The following is a 16,370-nucleotide window of genomic DNA, read 5'->3' on the forward strand; positions in this document are numbered from 1 at the left end:
TCTATCCTTCTAAGTAACGCTGCATTTTATCGAAGAATTGTTTTTTTCGTCCGCCAAGCTCTTCTCCTACTGCGGAACAAATCTCCATGTAGTACTCAGAGATCAATGTGTAGTCAGGCGAAAGCTTAAACAACTTGTTAAATGCGCCATCTCCTAAAAGCTGATCCATCACTTTTTCTAATTCTTCATGCGCCTTCCTGTCAGCTGTTTCCGGTTTGATCATCTCTTTTTCCAGTTTTTCAGTGATCTTTGCAGACTTTGTCGCATAATTTGAAACTAATTTCCAAAAGGCTTCTGCTCCTTTTTCGGATGTATCAATATAAAATGTGTGTTCGCCAATCTCAATTGGTAGTTGTGTTTTTTTCACTTGGATTTTTACCATGTTTGTTTCCTCCATTCGTTGGTATGTAAAAAAGAGAAGCGATAATCGCTCCTCTTACTTAGTCTCTTCTTTCTTGTTTGCTTTAGTGTTTGTTGGTGCAGAATTCAAAGACACATCTGCGTTATTACCACCGGATCCCGGAACACCTTCCGTCGGTGTTGCATCGAAGGTAATTGTACAAGAAAAATCTTCCGTTGCATCCGCTGCACCAGATCCAGCCACAATGTCCGTCACTGTCGCATGTCCAGTCCATTGTTTTGTCTTGTCAGCACTGACAACACGATGCCAAACTTTACGACCAATGCCGGTTTTATACTTCATGTCTGCAATAATTTTTTGTGCTTTATCTTCAGAATCATAGTCACCAGATACGTTATAAGCTCCAGATACACTATTGACCATGTTTGTTTTCACGCCGTTGTAGTAAGCTTTTTCCTCTGTTGTTTCCGTTGTCGCATCAGAAATGTCTTCAATTCCATCTGCCAATTCTACCCACGCAGCTTCTGTTGGTGGTGTAGCGATATTCGTAAATGGCGCAATAAAATGACCACGTTCACTGTTTACATTTTTCATTTAGTCTTCACTCTCCTGTGATTTATTTTTAAAATAGAGTTTTGCTTGGACGACTAATCGATAATAGAAGAACTTTTTATCGTCTTGACCAAGCAAAAAGGGTTCATTGGAAATTGTCAAAGCCATGAATTGATAAGAACCATCTTCAGATGGGATAGATTTCACATTTTCTAAAATCTCAGAAAGCTGATAGATGACACGGTCGCCAGAAAAGTTTTGGGTCTTGAACCGAAATTCAAACGGCAATTCCTTGACCTTGTCCCCATTCATGTACGATTTGACTGTTCGGCCTCCCGGTAGTGGTACCAACCGAATTGACTCCTCCTGATCGATGGCTTGGATAATCACCGGCACATCGATTTTACTGGCTACTTCCTGTAGCCGATCTATAAAATCCATTATAGTTTCGCTCCAATCTTAAATGCCTGTAACCAATCACTCATGAATAAGGGTTTCGCTGCTTCATCCCAAAATGGACCGGTTCCGGGCTGCTTATTGACAAATGGGATCCATACACCAGTTACTGGATGCTTTCGGCCGCCATAATACTGCGGACCTGCATATGGCGCATCAAATATCAGCTGACTTCCCCGACCAGATACTTGGCCAGTGTCACGCAAATGCATCGTGTCCCATGGCACCACATTTTCGTTCATGGTTTGTAGCATCCGGTTGGCCATGTTCAACTGACCAAGCCCCAAGTTATCTTCACTAAGCTTTGATCGGACACCACCTAGATCAATGTCAATCTTGATCCCACTCATCAGACCACCTCAATTTCATAGCCGAAAGGATCAGGTGAATCAGCATTCAGCGGTACAACTTTTGCGATAGTGTAATGTTTGCCAAAGATCTCAATTTGGTCTGCAACTGAAAATTCTGGTAATGGTCCAGTGTATTTCTTCACCATAGAAATCAATGCATTGGGCGTTTGTACTTTCCCATCGACATCCCTCGGCTCAAACTTGACTGTGTCATCAAAGCGGACATGCTCAATGACAAGCTCATCCTCAAGAATAGGCTCACCTCTTGGGGTTACACCAATTTTCTTCCGATAGATCATTGCATGAGGGAAAAAACGTTTTGGTGGCATTCTCATCGACTCACCCCACGATATAACAGGCCTGTGCCAGATAACTGCAGCATAGCGTCCCCAGAAAGCAGGGATACTTCGTTTGTCGATGACGAACCACCTTTGCTTTTAGAAACACTCATCCGACCAATGGACCAGCTGTCAGGCTCTTGCATGCCGAACGTTGTAGTGGCCTCAGCCTCATGCATGTACTCAATTTGATAAGCAACAGCCAACTTGAATGCATCGCGCCGCATCGGAATATCTGACTCGAGATCATTCCTCTGATAAAAACGTCTCGTTTGGATGTCCAACAATGCACTAGCTTTTCTCAGAAACTTTCGGAAATCTTTTTCAGTCAGTTCTGTTTCTTTATCCACCAAGCGTTTATACTCTTTAAGAGACAAGTAGCCACATGGCTCGATGCTTTCCTGATCGTCAAAGATTTCATTCAACGGCTTACGTCTTATTCGTTCCATGGTTTCACCTCCATGAAAAAAGAGAGTGGTTATTCACTCTCTTTTAACAGCTCAATTAATTCTGGTTTCTTGGCAGTTGATGGATACTCAATGCCAAGACGATTTAACTCAGCTCTAAGCTCATCAACTTTCATGTCATCGATGACAAATGATTTACCTTCTACCCCAGACTTCCCCGGTTCTTCCGGGGTCATGCTTTTGGGTCATCATAAGAGATATAGATTGCTGGACGTGCTTTCTTAAGTACCAAGCAATCGTAATAATCCAACCCTTTGATGGTGTCACGGTAACCGCCACGATCCTGGTCAGCAGGGACCAAATCAATCGTATTGTACTTCTCGATTGGCTTAGCAACGGTGATAGGTGTCATAATGAAATTAATATGCTTGTCTTCATCGACCTGCAACCGATTTTTAGCAACCTTTTGGATGATGATGTTCGTGCCATCAAGCATCTCGACACGACGATCGATACCATTAAATTGAACAGTGTTGGTGGTAAAAGTTTTAGAAACGCCATCTGCATTCTTCAATGCTTTGTAGGCATCACTAGACATAAATGCCACAAACTGACCAATGACTTCTGTGTCAGTCATGTACGCTTCAGCATCGTCGAAGCTATCTAAAATATTAGATTTAGTGATTGTTTCTTTGACCGTTTTTCCTTTGTAAACATTATCAGAAGTATCAAATCCGGCTTCAAGTAAACGTGCAACAGCGGTTTGATCTTTCTCAGGAATCGTAACCAATCGAGTGTGCTCTTCAATGACAGCACCTACTTGATAAGCTGCATTTTCCGATTGATCTAAGCGATCCATGTCGTAGCCCATCCAACGTTCCTTTTCCAATTTTAAAGTTGATTTCTCAACGGAGATATTGTTCCGTTCGTTTTCTTTATTCCGCTTATAATCGGCAGCCGTAAATCCTTGCATTTCATTTACACGTACTTCGTGAGTACCCACAAAATCAGCTTCCGTGATATCTTTTGCCCCTTGGGTCAATACTTCCCATACTTGCGACTCAGCTGCAAATTCCTTGTCGATTTTCGCTAAATCTTTACTGTCTAAAATTACTGGCATTTAAACCACTCTCCTAATTATTTTTTGTTCTTGCAATATTCTCTGCTAGATTATCTTTCCAGCTTTTTTCTTTAGGTGGCTCACCACCACCTGTATTACCAGCAGCCACAAACTGCTTTTTCTTTGGCTGTGGTGCAGGATCGCTTGATTGAAACAAATAGCCTTCATCTTTTTTCAGTGAGGCTACTTTATCATCTAATCCCTTGACCCCTTCGTCAGTCATTTCCAATTCATCTGCCTTCAACAAAGCTTTCACAGCTGTAATGTTCTTAGCTCCAGCTTGTGTTAAAGCTAATTCGATCGCAGCGTTCTTACGATCTGCTAGTCTTTCAGCGGTTACGGTTTCTAACTGATTTTTATAGTCATCAATTTGTTTTTGCAGATCTTCATTTCCACTGTTTGATGCTTTCAACTGCTCAACAAGCGCATTTGCGGCGGTTAAATCTTCGTTTGCAGTTTTTAGCTTTTGAGACTTATCGTTAAAATCAGCTTTAGGCACAGCATTTTTCGGAAATTCTGATTTTATTTCTTTTGTCGCTCCGTCTAGATCAAACTTCCCATCCTCTCCGACGTGTTTTGAAAAAATTTCTTTGATCCATTCCATGATTCATTCTCCGTTCCTTTTTATTCTGGTTGGTACCAGTTTAGAGTGTGAGTTATACCGCTCACTCGGTAGATAAACAGTTTAATGTCATATTCAGGACAAAATAAAAGCCTAGCAAGCTAGACTAAACAAACCAAAATCCTCAAACTTCAAAGCAAGACCAATTTGCTTTAATCCTTCAACCATGCTTCCTCCTTTTATGAATATACTTGCTCTCTAGAATAATCCCGGCGTAACAATTGATCATGCTCATTGATAAAAGTACGCAGTGCTGCTTGACGTCGTCTGACTAGTTGTTTGAAGTGCAGAACATCTTCTTTGTTGTCCATTGTCGTTGCTGCGTTCAATTGCCGCTTAGCACGACGAATAGCGACTTCCATGCGGCGCTGTTTTGCAACTAAGTCCGCATTGTCAATCGCTTGTTTTGGATTATACTGCTTCATGTGAATATCAAGATCCGGATCATAGATTTGGATGTACAATCGATGTCGACAATTAATACCTTGGGTTCCGTCAGGCTCACCGTACCCATGATCATAGATCGATGAAATATGACGTAATCCTTCCGGCACATCCTCTTTACGGACAAGCAATACCCATCCGCCTTGGATATGGGCACAGTGTGGTCGTGCAGCCATATGGCTACTCATTAGCGCTGTGACAATTCCATGCTCTAGCCCTCGCTTAAGTCGTAGATCCTGATAGACTCGATGCGTTGTGGTTTTCAAAACCATCCGAACGTAGCGCTCAAGGCTCCATTCACGTCCTGATTTGTCGACAAAGGTCGTCATCACCCCTTTTTCTACCATCGCATAGATCGATTCTCTGAGAGCCTGTTGTGACGTTTTAGTACCGCCAATGATTTTGGCTACAGTATCGTTTAAAACTTGTTGATACATCTTAGCCAGTGGATTATTCGGGTAATTGGTGTCGATCAGCGTTTGATTGACATGATTGTCGAGATCTCGCCATTGCTGATTAAGATACGACTCCATCACATTGTCAATCTCAGTTCGTGATGGCGGTTCTTTTCCAGTTTGTTGAGATAAGTTTTTGTCAAGATCTGAAATGACTTCAAACCCCATATCCACGATGATTTTACGTAGCTGATCATAAGAATACTGACTTGTTTCATTGACCAATTGCTGCAAAGATTGTTGATTCAATAAATTTAATTGATGCATCTTTTCAATTTTCCAATGAAAAGCATTGTCCTCATTCAAAGGCATTCGAGTTGGCATTTTCAAATGCTTGACAAGCATCCTCATGATCTCATCTTCCATCGACATATAAGCATCTTGAATGTAAGAAGCCTCAATATCTAACTGGTTAGGTGTAATGGCCATTCAATCACTCCTCGAATTCGTCAAAACCTGTGTCACTCATGTCCTTAGTTGTACGATCGACAACACCTAACTGAGCTTCTATATACAATTCCTTTGCCTTATCTTCTGGAACACCCATTATTTTTTGTGTAGCCATCCATCCAGGAATCAACCCTTCACTATAAAGCCCCCGATAATGTACGGCTTCTGCTTCTTTGTTTATAAAGACACCATCATCAAAATTTACACCAATTTGCTCGTGAGTCGGAATCTCTCCGGAAAATAAAGGTTCGCCCTTCTCATCGTCTAAAGTCGCTGCTAATTCAAACACCGAAATGATTACATCTTTAATAAAGGTCTCTAGTTCTTTAATGTGAAGATTTCTAGATTGATATGTTTGTGAGTTCTCACTAACGACCTCAGTCGCTGTTTTGTTTCCAGATCGAATGCTCCCCCCATCGAAAGTGAATGTACCATTCGAAAGACCCGTTTCCATCTCAAGCGTCCGTAAATGATGATTGATTGTTTCAATGTACTGTTTCGTTCGAATATCCGTAGTCAAGTCCTTGATCATCGTCTTTTCGACGTCTTCACCGGGGAGCAATTGATAGAGATCCTCTTCTTCATCAAAGTATTGTACACTATCTTCTTGATCAAAGCGGGTCTTGAGAAACCTATCAGTGACCGCTATTCTTCGACGTCCACGGCGTATCTCCAAGTCAAATTCATTTTCCGCAAGATTGATGGCGTCCAACGTGTCTTTGCAGTTGTCGCAGATGCCTAAACCCAACGGTGATTGTGGCGCAAGATTATTAAATCCAGCTGGTTTGAAGTACGTGAATAGTGGTCGCTCTATGCTTTCTCCCCAATTAACTGGATCTAAATCCTTATATTGATCCAATGTGTTAAGCGATACTTGAATTCCTAATTCATTTACTTTCTCGCTCTCATAGAGTTCGTTTTTAACCGCGTACTCATAGCGATCCGGCTTTCCTTTTTCCTCGATTAAAACCCATTCGTGAAATTCTAGCAGTGTGTAATATCGAATTTTATCCTTTTCGGCAACTGTTGTTCGAAAGGGGATCGCGCATTCGCTAATTTTATTTGTATTGCTTTCTAGAGGAAAGAACGCATCAGCTAACGCCCAGGAGAATTCAATTTGTCCTGATCGATCATTAAAGTACGGTCGAACAACCAAACCACCTAAAGCCATCGCAGGTTCTAAATATTTCCCAAGATTTTTCTTGAAATCGTTGTGTTTGAATATTGATTTGATAAATTCATTATTCGTCTTGTCAACTAATTGATTGCTGTCTTTTTTATATTCACCGACAACAATTTCAACTTGTTCATTGAACATGACTTTGACATATTCTGCCGATACTTTCTTCAGCATGTTCAATTGTTTTTTGTTTCGTGTTCGGTAGTTCCCGTTACTATTTTTAAATCGCTCTGAATCGCTCCCTTGCTTATACCTTGCTAGACTATCCTGAATCCTTCTATACTCCTTAGGATCCATTTTAATCTTTGGGTGATCCAAAATACTTTGGTAGCTTCTTTTTACGCCCATACCTGCTGCCCCCTTTCTAAAGAATCGTTTAATCGACTGGAAAACACTCACTTATACCACCGCCTTCTTTATACCTTCAGTTTCCATCTTATGGCCATCGTGATACATAAATACATAAATGCATCACAGGTGTGGTCATCACTTTTAACTACTTTAGGATCATCAGCGTCAATGGTTCTCTCGTCCCACATGTACTTCTTGTGTTCATCAAAGAAAATTTCATTATCTTTTGTATCCAGATAAAAAAAACGCCCTTGGGCGAATAGATCCTGCACATAATCGATCATGTCCACTTTTTTCTTTTTGTTCACAGTAGTCAGACGAATATCAAAATCTCTCAGATACTGATTACGTAAAGCCCCTTCAGCAGAGTCAATAAGCTCCATATATACCGGAACTTTCCATTTCTTTTGATTCTTACGAACAAATGCGTCCATATCAACTGATAGTTCGCTAGGCGCCTTCTTGTTCGTCTTGCCAGCAGGTGAATAGTAATAAGTATCTAACAGTATTACATTCTTTTTATCTGTATAACCAATACATAAAATAGTTGTGGCAGATACCTGGTGCCCACTATCAGTCGTAAAAGCAATGTATCGCAACCTCTCATTTTCAGGCAATTGCTTTAGCGGTTTGATTAACTCGGCATTATAAATATTAGTGCCTAAGCCTACTGGTTCGCCAAGGTACAAATAACGATAGTAATCATAGTCATTTTCTTTGATCCGATCGATCATCTTAAGCATCTGATCAGTAACAAAGCCCAAGGTGTCATCTAAATAGCTTGAATGATGGACCAAGTAATCCGGATCGGTTTCTTTTTCCTCTACCCACTCATTGATCCACTCATAAGGGTTACGTGGCGGATTGTAAGACCAATAAAACCGGACGAAATCCGCATCTTCATGCTTCTGCCGCATAAAGGTCGTATTGGACTGGTCAAACTCTTCCGCGCTTTTAAACTCCGCTGCTTCCTCGTACCATACGGCAATGATGTCGTCGATGTCGTTTGATTTAAGCTTTTGGAAGTCATCTTGGCCATAGAAGTAAATTGTGCTGCCAGTCTTTCTATGTGTGAGTTTGAATGGTGCATAATTATGATCGAATTTTTTTCTTAAGAAGAATTTCTTCAATGCCCATTGCATTTTATTGAACACAGAATCTCGGATCGTGTTGCTCACCTTACGAATAACAACGATATTTGCTTTTTTCCCACGCATTAGGTATGGGATCAATAACGAGATCAGCAGTAAGGCAATCACCGAAGATTTGAAGGAATTCCGACCGCCTTTCAGAATGTTATACGGTTTTTCTGCTTTCCAAACCTCCATAAAGTGTGGGTTGATTTGCTTTAACACTTTGAATTTTTTCTTCATCGCCGATCACTCCATGGGTCTTCTATGATAATAGGTTCATCGTCAGAATCACCTGATTCTGGTGTGGTTGCTTTGAGTTTAGCAATCTGCGTATCCATAAGCTCTAGTTTCCTACGACGCTCGTCTTGTTCGTCAGCTAATGAGACAAACTGCTTAATAAGGTTCGACAAGGTCATCATTGCCCTTGATTGGGACTTCAAGAAATTCGCTTGTTTGTCCCATGCATATTGGACCTGCATCGTAGAACTGCTACCCCCTTCGCCAGACGTCCAACCAGACTCTTCTTTCGATAGGTCATCACGATCTGTAACAAACATGATTTCCTGAGCGCGTATGATAGCAGCATATTGGATCATGATGTTGCTCCAAAGGATATCTGCCGGATCACTGTCTACAAGCTCCTGTGCAATCTCTAAGGATTCCTTAGGTATGACCTTGGCAAACAGTCCATGCTTGAAAGCATTTTTGTTTCCCTTAGGAGGTGCCCCTCCGCTATTACTTGCAGCATTCTTGTTACTGCGTTGTCCTCCCGGTGCGTCCGTTGCGTTGCGACGCGTTGCAACGTTTCCTGTTTCGTTGCGTTGCCAATCCTCACGATTCTTTCGACTTCGAACAGTAGACGGACTAAGTTTATATTTTTCAGCCAAAGCCTTCAAACTTATGTCTTCGTTCTCGTATTCTTCTCTAATTTTGTCCCATGCGATCAACTCATCTCACCACCTCGCTTATCGTGTTTGTTTTGTGGGTTTATGCCTTACGCATAGACCGATAAAAAGACTCTGTAACGTCCAAGTTTATTTCGTACATTCGAAGGGAAGGGCTAGTATATATAGTTCTAAACGGAAAATACGATTTGATCAAACGTTGTAAAAACAATTGCCGCTTGTATTGCTTGCGCGTCTTTATCTTGTATTTTCTGATCATCCATCTGACTTCGTACTCACAAAGCTTTTCCATTGATTTCCTCCAAAACAAAAAGACAGCACGAGCGAATTCTGAAATGAGATGATTCACCTCGTTTCAAAAAGTTGTGCTGTCTTTCATATTTTTCGACAATATTAGAATAACACGTAAAAATCAATACGTCTGTTGAATCTGTGTTGACAACGTATTATACATTTTTGCTAAATCGTATCATCTTCATGATGTCCGCGTGTCTGCTTCTTATATATTGATAGGTATACCCAGTCTCTTCAGCAACTGATTCTAGTGTCATACCTTCCACATATTTCATTTTAAGTATACGCTGATCTAGCCCCTGAAACTTTTCAATCGTATCAATAATATCTTGCCTTTGCTTTTTCAGTTCTTCTTCTCTGGTTGCCAATGATTCAATCACTTCCTTGAGTCTTGCTTGCTTTTGTAAAGCTGTTAAAAAGGTATGATGTTTAGCTAAATCACCATCGTTATTAGAATAATTTTGCCAGCGATGCAATTCTGTTTCATTCAAATCGAGGGCAAGCTGCAATTCATACAGTTCCTGATCGATGGCCATTAATGTAGTCACCCATTCATATATTCGAATCACCCTCTTACATTTTTAATTTCTGAACATTCTCATCTTGAAATGTGATGATTGCGTTCAAGAACCCTAATACTAATGGATGGTTATTGTACTTATTCCCCAATTCTCCCATAGACTTTATCAGCCATTCCCAATACTGATCAGATGTAATCGGATGATGTTGGGTCATTTGATTTGATTCTTTCATCCATTCATGTAAATCCGAAAATACTGCATTCCAATCCAATCATATCCCCTCAATTCTGATATAGATACCTGGTTGATCTGCCCAAAATTTTTCAGCTACTAAACTAGCCACGTAGCAATCATCACGCCAGAAACCGAGATCGGTCATACAGTCCTGCAATAACTTCTGGCTATTATCTAAGTCTGGCTTTGTGAATTTATACTCTCCATTTTGATGGCCATTGATTATAGGAAATAACCATTTTACCATGAGCCGAACTGGACCCATGTATTTTTCTTCCGGAACGTGCTTGGCCAGATGTGCGGTTAATTTTTCTCGTGCAGCCTGTAATTCCTTTGGCTCATAGAAATGCGGTTTTCCATTTACTACTGAAACCTTCTTTTGCTGGTGAGTTGTTTCTGGCGGAATCATCGGCATGAAGAACTCAATCATCCTCTTCATCCTTTCGCACATCCACAATTACTTTCCAACCACATTTACACCAACGCTCAAATGTGTATTCTTCAACAACTAATCCACCTTGCCCGTTTCCAATAAAACGATTGCCACATTCAGGGCAATTGCCATATTTTTCCATCAGCTCCATACTTTTACTTAGTAACATGATTTATCCTCATTTCACGTTATTTTATTTTTCTAATCAAACTCACATTTTATTTTTCACTATCCATTTTGTCTTGGCTGTAACCCTCCGTAACTATCTACTCCCCAAGGGGAGATAGTTACGAGGTTAGCAGACACCGGTCTAACAACGTTTCTCAACTGTAACAAGCTAGTAACTTGTTTATAGGTTGTTACCGGACTAGGTGTTTTGTAACAAGCTAGTAACACACTATGGATTGTTACTGTTCTCGGTTGCAACTTTTTCGATATATCCTCCCTCGGTTTTTAGTCCTTCGTGTTTTTTTACTTTCCTGTAAACTGATTTTTTATCGATATCTAGGTACTCAGCTACGTCTTCAACACTCACAGCCTCACCATCCATAGACAAAGCATTGAATGCTGTCTCTAATTCTTGCTTAGATTTTTCACTACGTGATTGATTAGATTGCTTGGTACCTTTTTTCCACTTATCTTTCGGATCCTCGTCTAGCTTGATATCTGCAAGAGACGGATCCAGTACATGAAGCGGATATTTGAACCATGCATTGATTGGATCAAACTTTGGAAACTCTCGCAACGTCCCATCGATGCGCCATGCAGTTGCTTGCCTTGCTAAACGGACAGCCTGCTGCCTTTCAAGTTCTACCTGTTTCAAAATCCCCTGTGATCGAATTGCACTCATTAAGTGCTGACCCATTTGCTTCACGCTGAATTGATCATCTTGACTGATTTCACCATAAGTTGGGTTATACTGTTGAATCGCTCGTAAATAGACATTGCAGATTGCTTCATTCTCCATGGCCATGTATCTGTCTTCCGTGACAGGCAACTCAATCAAATCCAGAATGGCATCGGGATCTCGTGCAAATACTCCGGATCCACTCGATCGGTCAATTGAGTTTTTCCCGCCTTGAGACCCTTTCGAATGATGGTGACAGTATATAACAGCGCAATTCAGCTCTGTCGCGATCTTGTCAAATTGGTTCGTAAACTTAGCCATCTCATGTGCACTGTTTTCATCTCCAGTCAGTACCTTATAAATCGGGTCAATGATCACGGCCATATAATTGGATTTTTGTGCACGTCGGATCAGCTTTGGCGCCAGCTTATCCATTGGGCTAGTCTTACCTCTTAGGTTCCAAATATCGATATTACCAACATTCGCATGACCATGGCCAAGTTTCTCATAGATATCAACGAAGCGTACTTTTGCTGATCGATCATCTAATTCAAGATTGACATAAAGCACCTTCCCCTGCGCGCAGTCAAATCCAAACCATTTACGACCTTCTGCGATTGCAATTGCTAGCTGTATAAGCGAAAATGACTTCCCTGCTTTAGAAGGACCAGATATCAACATCTTATGTCCTTGGCGTAACATTCCTTTAATTAGTTCTGGTGCCAGCTCAATTGCTTTGTCGAACAAATCTGATAAGCTTTCCGGATCCGGAAGATCGTCATTGACACTTTCAATCCATTCTTTCCATTCATCCCATGAAGATTTCCCTATATTGGTATCGATTATAAACTGCTTTTTTTCTCCTCGTGTGACACCTGGCATCCGGCTTAGTCTGGAAGGATTCCTGTTTTGATTATCATTTGTCAGTCCGTTTTTCTTGCAGACATCGTAAAGGTAATCAACCCTCTTCCGATATTCCGGATAATTATCAGCATCCACTCGCACGATGGCATGAATCGATTTACTGCCACTATATAACAATGCTGCAATAGGCAGTTCAAGTTCTCGCATGATCGCATTTTGTTTTTCAAGGCTCATATTGTCAGATTCTACTAACGCATAGCGGAATTCTGTGACATTGTCATTCTTTACACCTTTACCATCCATGGGATTGAAACGGATCCACGCACCAGCTTCCGGATTATAATCCCCAAGGACTGAGCCGATATCATCGCCGCAATGGGTCAATGATTCAATCAATTGTCCTGCTGTTCGGTCGAAAGCCCCCTTGTTTGAAGGTTTCCACTTTTCATCCTCATCCTGCCAAGACTGCATATTGTATGCGACCGTTTCTGATGGCTCAAATAACGTTTCTAAATATCGAATGATCTGTTTTGCAGGTTCCCACTTCGCTGGCTCATTGATTTCCTTGCCCTCAATCCAGTTTCGATCAATAATGACCAAATCATCTTTTTGAAGCGTACCGTTCCAGTCCAACTCATGGCCACCATCTTCATTTCTAAAACGTGACGTCCAGCCGTAATCTTTGGCCAACTGTGTGATTGTTGCACCAGTGACTGGTTGGTTGGTTCCCTCAAAACTATCCCATTTCTTGAAACATTCTCCGGAATGATAGCGTTCAGAATCTTTTTGACTCCATTGATCCCAATCAAGAGCTGTATATCCTTCATGCTTGAGAGCCATTCCCACGTTGACCCATTCTTGATAACTCAGCATTGTCGGGTCAACGTATTCTAATAACTCAGTTAAATCTAGTTTGCTTTCCATATGCTGCTCCTTAAATTATTTTTTACGACTGAATAAATGTTTTAGATTTTGAAGCTCTAATCATTTTTAAATCAAAATCAGCACCATTAGAAACTGATTCATAAACAGAATAAAACCTCATGTGATGTAAGATAGCTTTTGCAATTTCTAGATCACTTGCCGTATCCGTGAAACCAGTCCATAGTGAAAGCTCAACTTTTAGACCTCCAACGGTTAATCTATATCTGTTCTTTGATTTTCTAGCCATCACACTTCCTCCTGTTCACTCTCATAAAAGGAACTTACTGGCTCAAGATAAACAGATAATTCCTTCATCGCTTGATCAATACTCTCTGCCTGTCTTATTAACCACTGCTCAATGTCAATATCCTCTTTAAAATTTTTCCTGTTTTGCCATGCCATTTCCATCTGTACTGCGCTTTCTGCAATACTGTTAACATAATCAGTAATGTAGTTGAATTTCATTTGACTATAACCAAAAGCTTTTTCCACTAGTTATCCCTCCTGTGTCTGTCTTTACTGGACTAATTCAGGCGTATATGTTTTAGGATCGACAGTATTAGGCGTACGCCAACCATTTGAAGCAATTCGACCAATCATGCTTTTTGCGGCATCAAAAGACCACGTACCCACATTCATAAAGCCACGTTGTTCCAATTGTCTGATTTGTTTCGGTGTTGCCAAACCTGCTTCTTTTCGTTTTTGTAAACGATCGAGCATTAGACTGGCTTTTCCGGCATTCTCGATTGCTTCCGGAAGAATACCTAATTTTTCCAACGCATTAATTTGTTGATCGGAAGGTGGTCCCATTTCCCACCCAAAGGATGGCACATAGCTAGTAAGATCCTCAGCTTGGATTGACATCTCAAACTGTAGTGGATCTACAAGCTTCTGTTTGCGCCGCCTCATTTCTGATAGCTGTTTAGCCAGAGCCTCTTCTCGTTCGGCAATGACATCTTTTTCAGCTTGCACTTCTGCTTCTTCCAGATCCAAAGCCAATCCTTGCTCGCCAGCATCTTCAATATTTTCAGTCATCTTCTGAGCAACTTCATCACTTGAAGCGATCAAATGCGCTGGATGACAAAGCTCATGCCGTTCCGTGTGCCAAAGAAAGTCTAGCAACAACAGTTCTTCTTTGCCTTCGTGTAGGCGAGTTCCTCGGCCCACCATTTGGCTGTAGAGTGATCGAACCTTTGTCGGACGTAAAACCACAATACAATCAACCGATGGGCAATCCCACCCTTCTGTTAACAACATCGAATTACAAAGGACATTGTATTTGTCATTCTCAAAGTCTTCCAAAACTTCCACACGATCTTTTGAATCACCGTTAACTTCTCCTGCACGGAACCCACGCTCATTTAAGATATCTCGGAATTTTTTGCTTGTTTTGACTAATGGTAGAAATACCACTGTTTTTCTGTTTGAACAGTGCTTGACCATCTCATCAGCGATTTGATAAAGATAGGGATCCAATGCCGTTCCTAAATCTCTTGAAGAAAAATCCCCGGTTTGTTGTTTCACTGCAGTAAGATCTAACTTAAGAGGAATAGTTAGTGCTTTGATTGGTGACAAAAAGCCTTCTTTGATTGCTGCTGGTAATGTGTATTCATAAGCTAAGGACTCGAAATATGCACCGAGATTTCGCATATCGCCACGATCCGGCGTAGCTGTAACCCCTAATACATTTGAATCCTCGAAATGGCTCAGTACTCTTTGATAGCCATCGCTAATACAATGATGGGCTTCATCGATGATGATCGTATCAAAGTAATTAGGTGGAAACTGACTTAGTCGCTTCTCCCGTTGCATACTTTGAATGGATCCCACCACGACCCGGAAGAAACTTCCAAGGCTGGTTTTTTCTGCTTTTTCAACAGCTGTTTTTAGCCCAGTCGACTTCTCTAATTTGTCAGAAGCTTGATCCAGTAATTCTCCCCGATGGGCAAGGACGAGCACACGCTCGCCCATTCTCACCCGATCTTCGATAACCTTACTGAATACAATTGTTTTTCCGCATCCAGTAGGCAATACTAACAAGGTTCTTTTCTTTCCTTCTTTCCATTCCTTCTGGATTGAACTGCGAGCTTCTTTTTGGTAAGGTCTTAATTTCATAGCACATCCCTTTCTTTAGATATATAATGAGATAAAAAATGGAGGATTATAATGAGTCGTATTACTGATAGATTGAAAGGTTTAGATACTTTAAAAGAAATAGACAAAGAAAAGTCTAAATATTTGGTTATTCATTATTCAAGCGAGAGTTTTTTTGCACTTGGTGGAAAAAGTCCAAGGATAACATCAATTGCAGTCGAAAATCTCGAATTTGGTCAAACAGAGTTATTCGCAATTTATAAATCTGCTGAAGAAATGGGAATACCTTTTGACGAAATTGTTAATCAATACAACGAAATTGAAAAAAAGATGTTAGATGAATACTTCGACTTTTTAAGAAATAATCATAATAAGACTTGGTTGCATTGGAATATGAGAGATTCGATTTTTGGTTTTAAAGCACTAGAACACCGTTATCAGGTATTGGGTGGGCATCCTTTCTTACTTTCGGACAATCAACAAATCAATATTGCTTCTCTATTCAAAGAACTTTATGGACCAGATTACATCGAAGATAAAAAAATGGACCATCTTATGATTAAAAATAAGTTAGAACCCAAACAATACCTTACTGGTGCTGCTGAGGCTCAAGCTTTTGAAGACGGAAAATACTACGAATTAAGTATGTCTACATCTAGTAAAGTCCGTATGTTTACACAAATGGTGAATATGGCTATAGATAAAACTCTTAAGACTAATACTTCAGAAAAAGATTTGTATGGAGCATCTCTACGGGCATATTGGTACAGATCCAAAGAAAAGCCATACTTTGTGCCAATCGCTTTTATTATTACCAATATAATTTCAGCTTTCATTGGTCATTTTGTGAGTAAAGGCCTCGGTGGATAGCATTTATAATTTTTTCTGCCATTTTTATATCAATTATTGTTGGTTCATCAAACCAATCTAATTCCAGATAGCAATTTTTAGTGCTATCTTTTTTTAATTCTTCAATAATCCAATCAATATGTTCACTAAATTCTTGTGTAAAGTGAGCTTGTTTGAGTATCAATA

At 40.5% G+C, this 16,370-nt stretch carries 23 protein-coding genes; 1 reads left to right on the forward strand and 22 read right to left on the reverse strand.

All coding sequences use genetic code 11. The features are described 5' to 3' along the window. Position 1 precedes the first annotated feature (1 nt). From IGJ14_RS11885 to IGJ14_RS11985, 21 genes are all read right to left on the reverse strand, one after another. Positions 2-382, reverse strand: a complete 381-nt coding sequence (locus tag IGJ14_RS11885; protein WP_242543245.1) for a hypothetical protein — start codon at positions 380-382, stop codon at positions 2-4. A gap of 54 nt (positions 383-436) precedes the next feature. Beyond that, positions 437-955, reverse strand: a complete 519-nt coding sequence (locus IGJ14_RS11890; RefSeq protein WP_023520360.1) for a phage tail tube protein — start codon at positions 953-955, stop codon at positions 437-439. After that, the gene (locus IGJ14_RS11895) at positions 956-1,354 is read right to left on the reverse strand and encodes a phage tail terminator protein (RefSeq protein WP_430607883.1); all 399 of its coding nucleotides are present in this window, start codon (positions 1,352-1,354) and stop codon (positions 956-958) included. Next, complete coding sequence (locus IGJ14_RS11900; protein WP_206855059.1) at positions 1,354-1,719, reverse strand: minor capsid protein; 366 nt, start codon at positions 1,717-1,719, stop codon at positions 1,354-1,356. Before IGJ14_RS11900 ends, IGJ14_RS11895 begins: the two co-directional genes overlap by 1 nt. Further along, complete coding sequence (locus IGJ14_RS11905) at positions 1,719-2,054, reverse strand: putative minor capsid protein (RefSeq protein WP_206855061.1); 336 nt, start codon at positions 2,052-2,054, stop codon at positions 1,719-1,721. Before IGJ14_RS11905 ends, IGJ14_RS11900 begins: the two co-directional genes overlap by 1 nt. Continuing rightward, the gene (locus IGJ14_RS11910; protein ID WP_206855064.1) at positions 2,051-2,506 is read right to left on the reverse strand and encodes a hypothetical protein; all 456 of its coding nucleotides are present in this window, start codon (positions 2,504-2,506) and stop codon (positions 2,051-2,053) included. The genes IGJ14_RS11905 and IGJ14_RS11910 overlap by 4 nt, the downstream gene beginning before the upstream one ends. Positions 2,507-2,535: 29 nt before the next feature. Then, on the reverse strand, positions 2,536-2,700 hold the full coding sequence (locus IGJ14_RS11915; RefSeq protein ID WP_430607886.1) for a HeH/LEM domain-containing protein: 165 nt from the start codon (positions 2,698-2,700) through the stop codon (positions 2,536-2,538). Then, positions 2,697-3,584: a capsid protein gene (locus tag IGJ14_RS11920; RefSeq protein ID WP_206855069.1), complete on the reverse strand. Its 888-nt coding sequence runs from the start codon at positions 3,582-3,584 to the stop codon at positions 2,697-2,699. The genes IGJ14_RS11915 and IGJ14_RS11920 overlap by 4 nt, the downstream gene beginning before the upstream one ends. Before the next feature lie 13 nt (positions 3,585-3,597). Beyond that, positions 3,598-4,188 (reverse strand): phage scaffolding protein, encoded by a 591-nt coding sequence (locus IGJ14_RS11925; protein ID WP_430607889.1) that lies wholly within the window; start codon positions 4,186-4,188, stop codon positions 3,598-3,600. Between the two features lie 197 nt (positions 4,189-4,385). Next, a complete protein-coding gene (locus tag IGJ14_RS11930; RefSeq protein ID WP_430607891.1) occupies positions 4,386-5,534 on the reverse strand; it encodes a phage minor capsid protein in 1,149 nt (382 codons plus the stop codon). 4 nt (positions 5,535-5,538) lie between these two features. Beyond that, positions 5,539-7,083 (reverse strand): phage portal protein, encoded by a 1,545-nt coding sequence (locus IGJ14_RS11935; RefSeq protein WP_430607893.1) that lies wholly within the window; start codon positions 7,081-7,083, stop codon positions 5,539-5,541. Positions 7,084-7,151: 68 nt separating this feature from the next. Then, a complete protein-coding gene (locus IGJ14_RS11940; protein ID WP_430607896.1) occupies positions 7,152-8,459 on the reverse strand; it encodes a PBSX family phage terminase large subunit in 1,308 nt (435 codons plus the stop codon). Then, positions 8,456-9,166, reverse strand: a complete 711-nt coding sequence (gene terS / locus IGJ14_RS11945; RefSeq protein WP_430607898.1) for a phage terminase small subunit — start codon at positions 9,164-9,166, stop codon at positions 8,456-8,458. Before terS ends, IGJ14_RS11940 begins: the two co-directional genes overlap by 4 nt. Before the next feature lie 404 nt (positions 9,167-9,570). Continuing rightward, positions 9,571-9,954, reverse strand: coding sequence for a sigma-70 family RNA polymerase sigma factor (locus IGJ14_RS11950; RefSeq protein WP_430607901.1), 384 nt, complete (start codon positions 9,952-9,954; stop codon positions 9,571-9,573). 37 nt (positions 9,955-9,991) lie between these two features. Next, complete coding sequence (locus tag IGJ14_RS11955) at positions 9,992-10,210, reverse strand: hypothetical protein (protein WP_430607902.1); 219 nt, start codon at positions 10,208-10,210, stop codon at positions 9,992-9,994. Then, entirely contained in the window at positions 10,211-10,603 is a 393-nt protein-coding gene (locus IGJ14_RS11960; RefSeq protein WP_430607905.1) for a RusA family crossover junction endodeoxyribonuclease, read from the reverse strand. After that, on the reverse strand, positions 10,596-10,775 hold the full coding sequence (locus IGJ14_RS11965) for a DUF3797 domain-containing protein (protein ID WP_430607907.1): 180 nt from the start codon (positions 10,773-10,775) through the stop codon (positions 10,596-10,598). The genes IGJ14_RS11960 and IGJ14_RS11965 overlap by 8 nt, the downstream gene beginning before the upstream one ends. 228 nt (positions 10,776-11,003) lie before the next feature. After that, positions 11,004-13,241, reverse strand: coding sequence for an AAA family ATPase (locus tag IGJ14_RS11970; RefSeq protein WP_430607909.1), 2,238 nt, complete (start codon positions 13,239-13,241; stop codon positions 11,004-11,006). A 22-nt stretch (positions 13,242-13,263) separates the two neighbouring features. After that, on the reverse strand, positions 13,264-13,488 hold the full coding sequence (locus IGJ14_RS11975; protein ID WP_430607912.1) for a hypothetical protein: 225 nt from the start codon (positions 13,486-13,488) through the stop codon (positions 13,264-13,266). Beyond that, on the reverse strand, positions 13,488-13,733 hold the full coding sequence (locus IGJ14_RS11980) for a hypothetical protein (protein ID WP_430607915.1): 246 nt from the start codon (positions 13,731-13,733) through the stop codon (positions 13,488-13,490). The genes IGJ14_RS11975 and IGJ14_RS11980 overlap by 1 nt, the downstream gene beginning before the upstream one ends. 24 nt (positions 13,734-13,757) lie before the next feature. Further along, positions 13,758-15,356, reverse strand: coding sequence for a DEAD/DEAH box helicase (locus tag IGJ14_RS11985; RefSeq protein WP_430607917.1), 1,599 nt, complete (start codon positions 15,354-15,356; stop codon positions 13,758-13,760). Positions 15,357-15,407: 51 nt separating this feature from the next. Here IGJ14_RS11985 and IGJ14_RS11990 point away from each other — a divergent pair, with 51 nt between their 5' ends. Then, positions 15,408-16,205 carry a hypothetical protein gene (locus tag IGJ14_RS11990; RefSeq protein WP_430607919.1) on the forward strand — a complete coding sequence of 266 codons (798 nt, stop codon included), beginning with the start codon at positions 15,408-15,410 and terminating at the stop codon, positions 16,203-16,205. On the opposite strand, the gene IGJ14_RS11995 is transcribed toward IGJ14_RS11990, so the two are convergent. Then, positions 16,168-16,368: a hypothetical protein gene (locus tag IGJ14_RS11995; RefSeq protein ID WP_430607922.1), complete on the reverse strand. Its 201-nt coding sequence runs from the start codon at positions 16,366-16,368 to the stop codon at positions 16,168-16,170. The genes IGJ14_RS11990 and IGJ14_RS11995 overlap by 38 nt on opposite strands. Between the last annotated feature and the right edge of the window lie 2 nt (positions 16,369-16,370).

Origin of the sequence: Enterococcus sp. DIV1304_2 (assembly GCF_050555445.1) — a bacterium.
Lineage (GTDB): Bacteria > Bacillota > Bacilli > Lactobacillales > Enterococcaceae > Enterococcus_B > Enterococcus_B pernyi.

Excerpts from the sequence above, each read along its gene's own strand:
- IGJ14_RS11915 (WP_430607886.1), bottom strand. The coding sequence starts at position 2,700 with ATGACCCCGGAAGAACCGGGGAAGTCTGGGGTAGAAGGTAAATCATTT.
- IGJ14_RS11965 (WP_430607907.1), bottom strand. The coding sequence starts at position 10,775 with ATGTTACTAAGTAAAAGTATGGAGCTGATGGAAAAATATGGCAATTGC.
- IGJ14_RS11975 (WP_430607912.1), bottom strand. The coding sequence starts at position 13,488 with ATGGCTAGAAAATCAAAGAACAGATATAGATTAACCGTTGGAGGTCTA.
- IGJ14_RS11890 (WP_023520360.1), bottom strand. The coding sequence starts at position 955 with ATGAAAAATGTAAACAGTGAACGTGGTCATTTTATTGCGCCATTTACG.
- IGJ14_RS11970 (WP_430607909.1), bottom strand. The coding sequence starts at position 13,241 with ATGGAAAGCAAACTAGATTTAACTGAGTTATTAGAATACGTTGACCCG.
- IGJ14_RS11990 (WP_430607919.1), top strand. The coding sequence starts at position 15,408 with ATGAGTCGTATTACTGATAGATTGAAAGGTTTAGATACTTTAAAAGAA.
- IGJ14_RS11960 (WP_430607905.1), bottom strand. The coding sequence starts at position 10,603 with ATGATTGAGTTCTTCATGCCGATGATTCCGCCAGAAACAACTCACCAG.
- IGJ14_RS11985 (WP_430607917.1), bottom strand. The coding sequence starts at position 15,356 with ATGAAATTAAGACCTTACCAAAAAGAAGCTCGCAGTTCAATCCAGAAG.
- IGJ14_RS11940 (WP_430607896.1), bottom strand. The coding sequence starts at position 8,459 with ATGAAGAAAAAATTCAAAGTGTTAAAGCAAATCAACCCACACTTTATG.
- IGJ14_RS11920 (WP_206855069.1), bottom strand. The coding sequence starts at position 3,584 with ATGCCAGTAATTTTAGACAGTAAAGATTTAGCGAAAATCGACAAGGAA.
- IGJ14_RS11925 (WP_430607889.1), bottom strand. The coding sequence starts at position 4,188 with ATGGAATGGATCAAAGAAATTTTTTCAAAACACGTCGGAGAGGATGGG.
- IGJ14_RS11910 (WP_206855064.1), bottom strand. The coding sequence starts at position 2,506 with ATGGAACGAATAAGACGTAAGCCGTTGAATGAAATCTTTGACGATCAG.
- IGJ14_RS11930 (WP_430607891.1), bottom strand. The coding sequence starts at position 5,534 with ATGGCCATTACACCTAACCAGTTAGATATTGAGGCTTCTTACATTCAA.
- IGJ14_RS11950 (WP_430607901.1), bottom strand. The coding sequence starts at position 9,954 with ATGGCCATCGATCAGGAACTGTATGAATTGCAGCTTGCCCTCGATTTG.
- IGJ14_RS11905 (WP_206855061.1), bottom strand. The coding sequence starts at position 2,054 with ATGAGAATGCCACCAAAACGTTTTTTCCCTCATGCAATGATCTATCGG.
- IGJ14_RS11885 (WP_242543245.1), bottom strand. The coding sequence starts at position 382 with ATGGTAAAAATCCAAGTGAAAAAAACACAACTACCAATTGAGATTGGC.
- IGJ14_RS11935 (WP_430607893.1), bottom strand. The coding sequence starts at position 7,083 with ATGGGCGTAAAAAGAAGCTACCAAAGTATTTTGGATCACCCAAAGATT.
- IGJ14_RS11900 (WP_206855059.1), bottom strand. The coding sequence starts at position 1,719 with ATGAGTGGGATCAAGATTGACATTGATCTAGGTGGTGTCCGATCAAAG.
- IGJ14_RS11895 (WP_430607883.1), bottom strand. The coding sequence starts at position 1,354 with ATGGATTTTATAGATCGGCTACAGGAAGTAGCCAGTAAAATCGATGTG.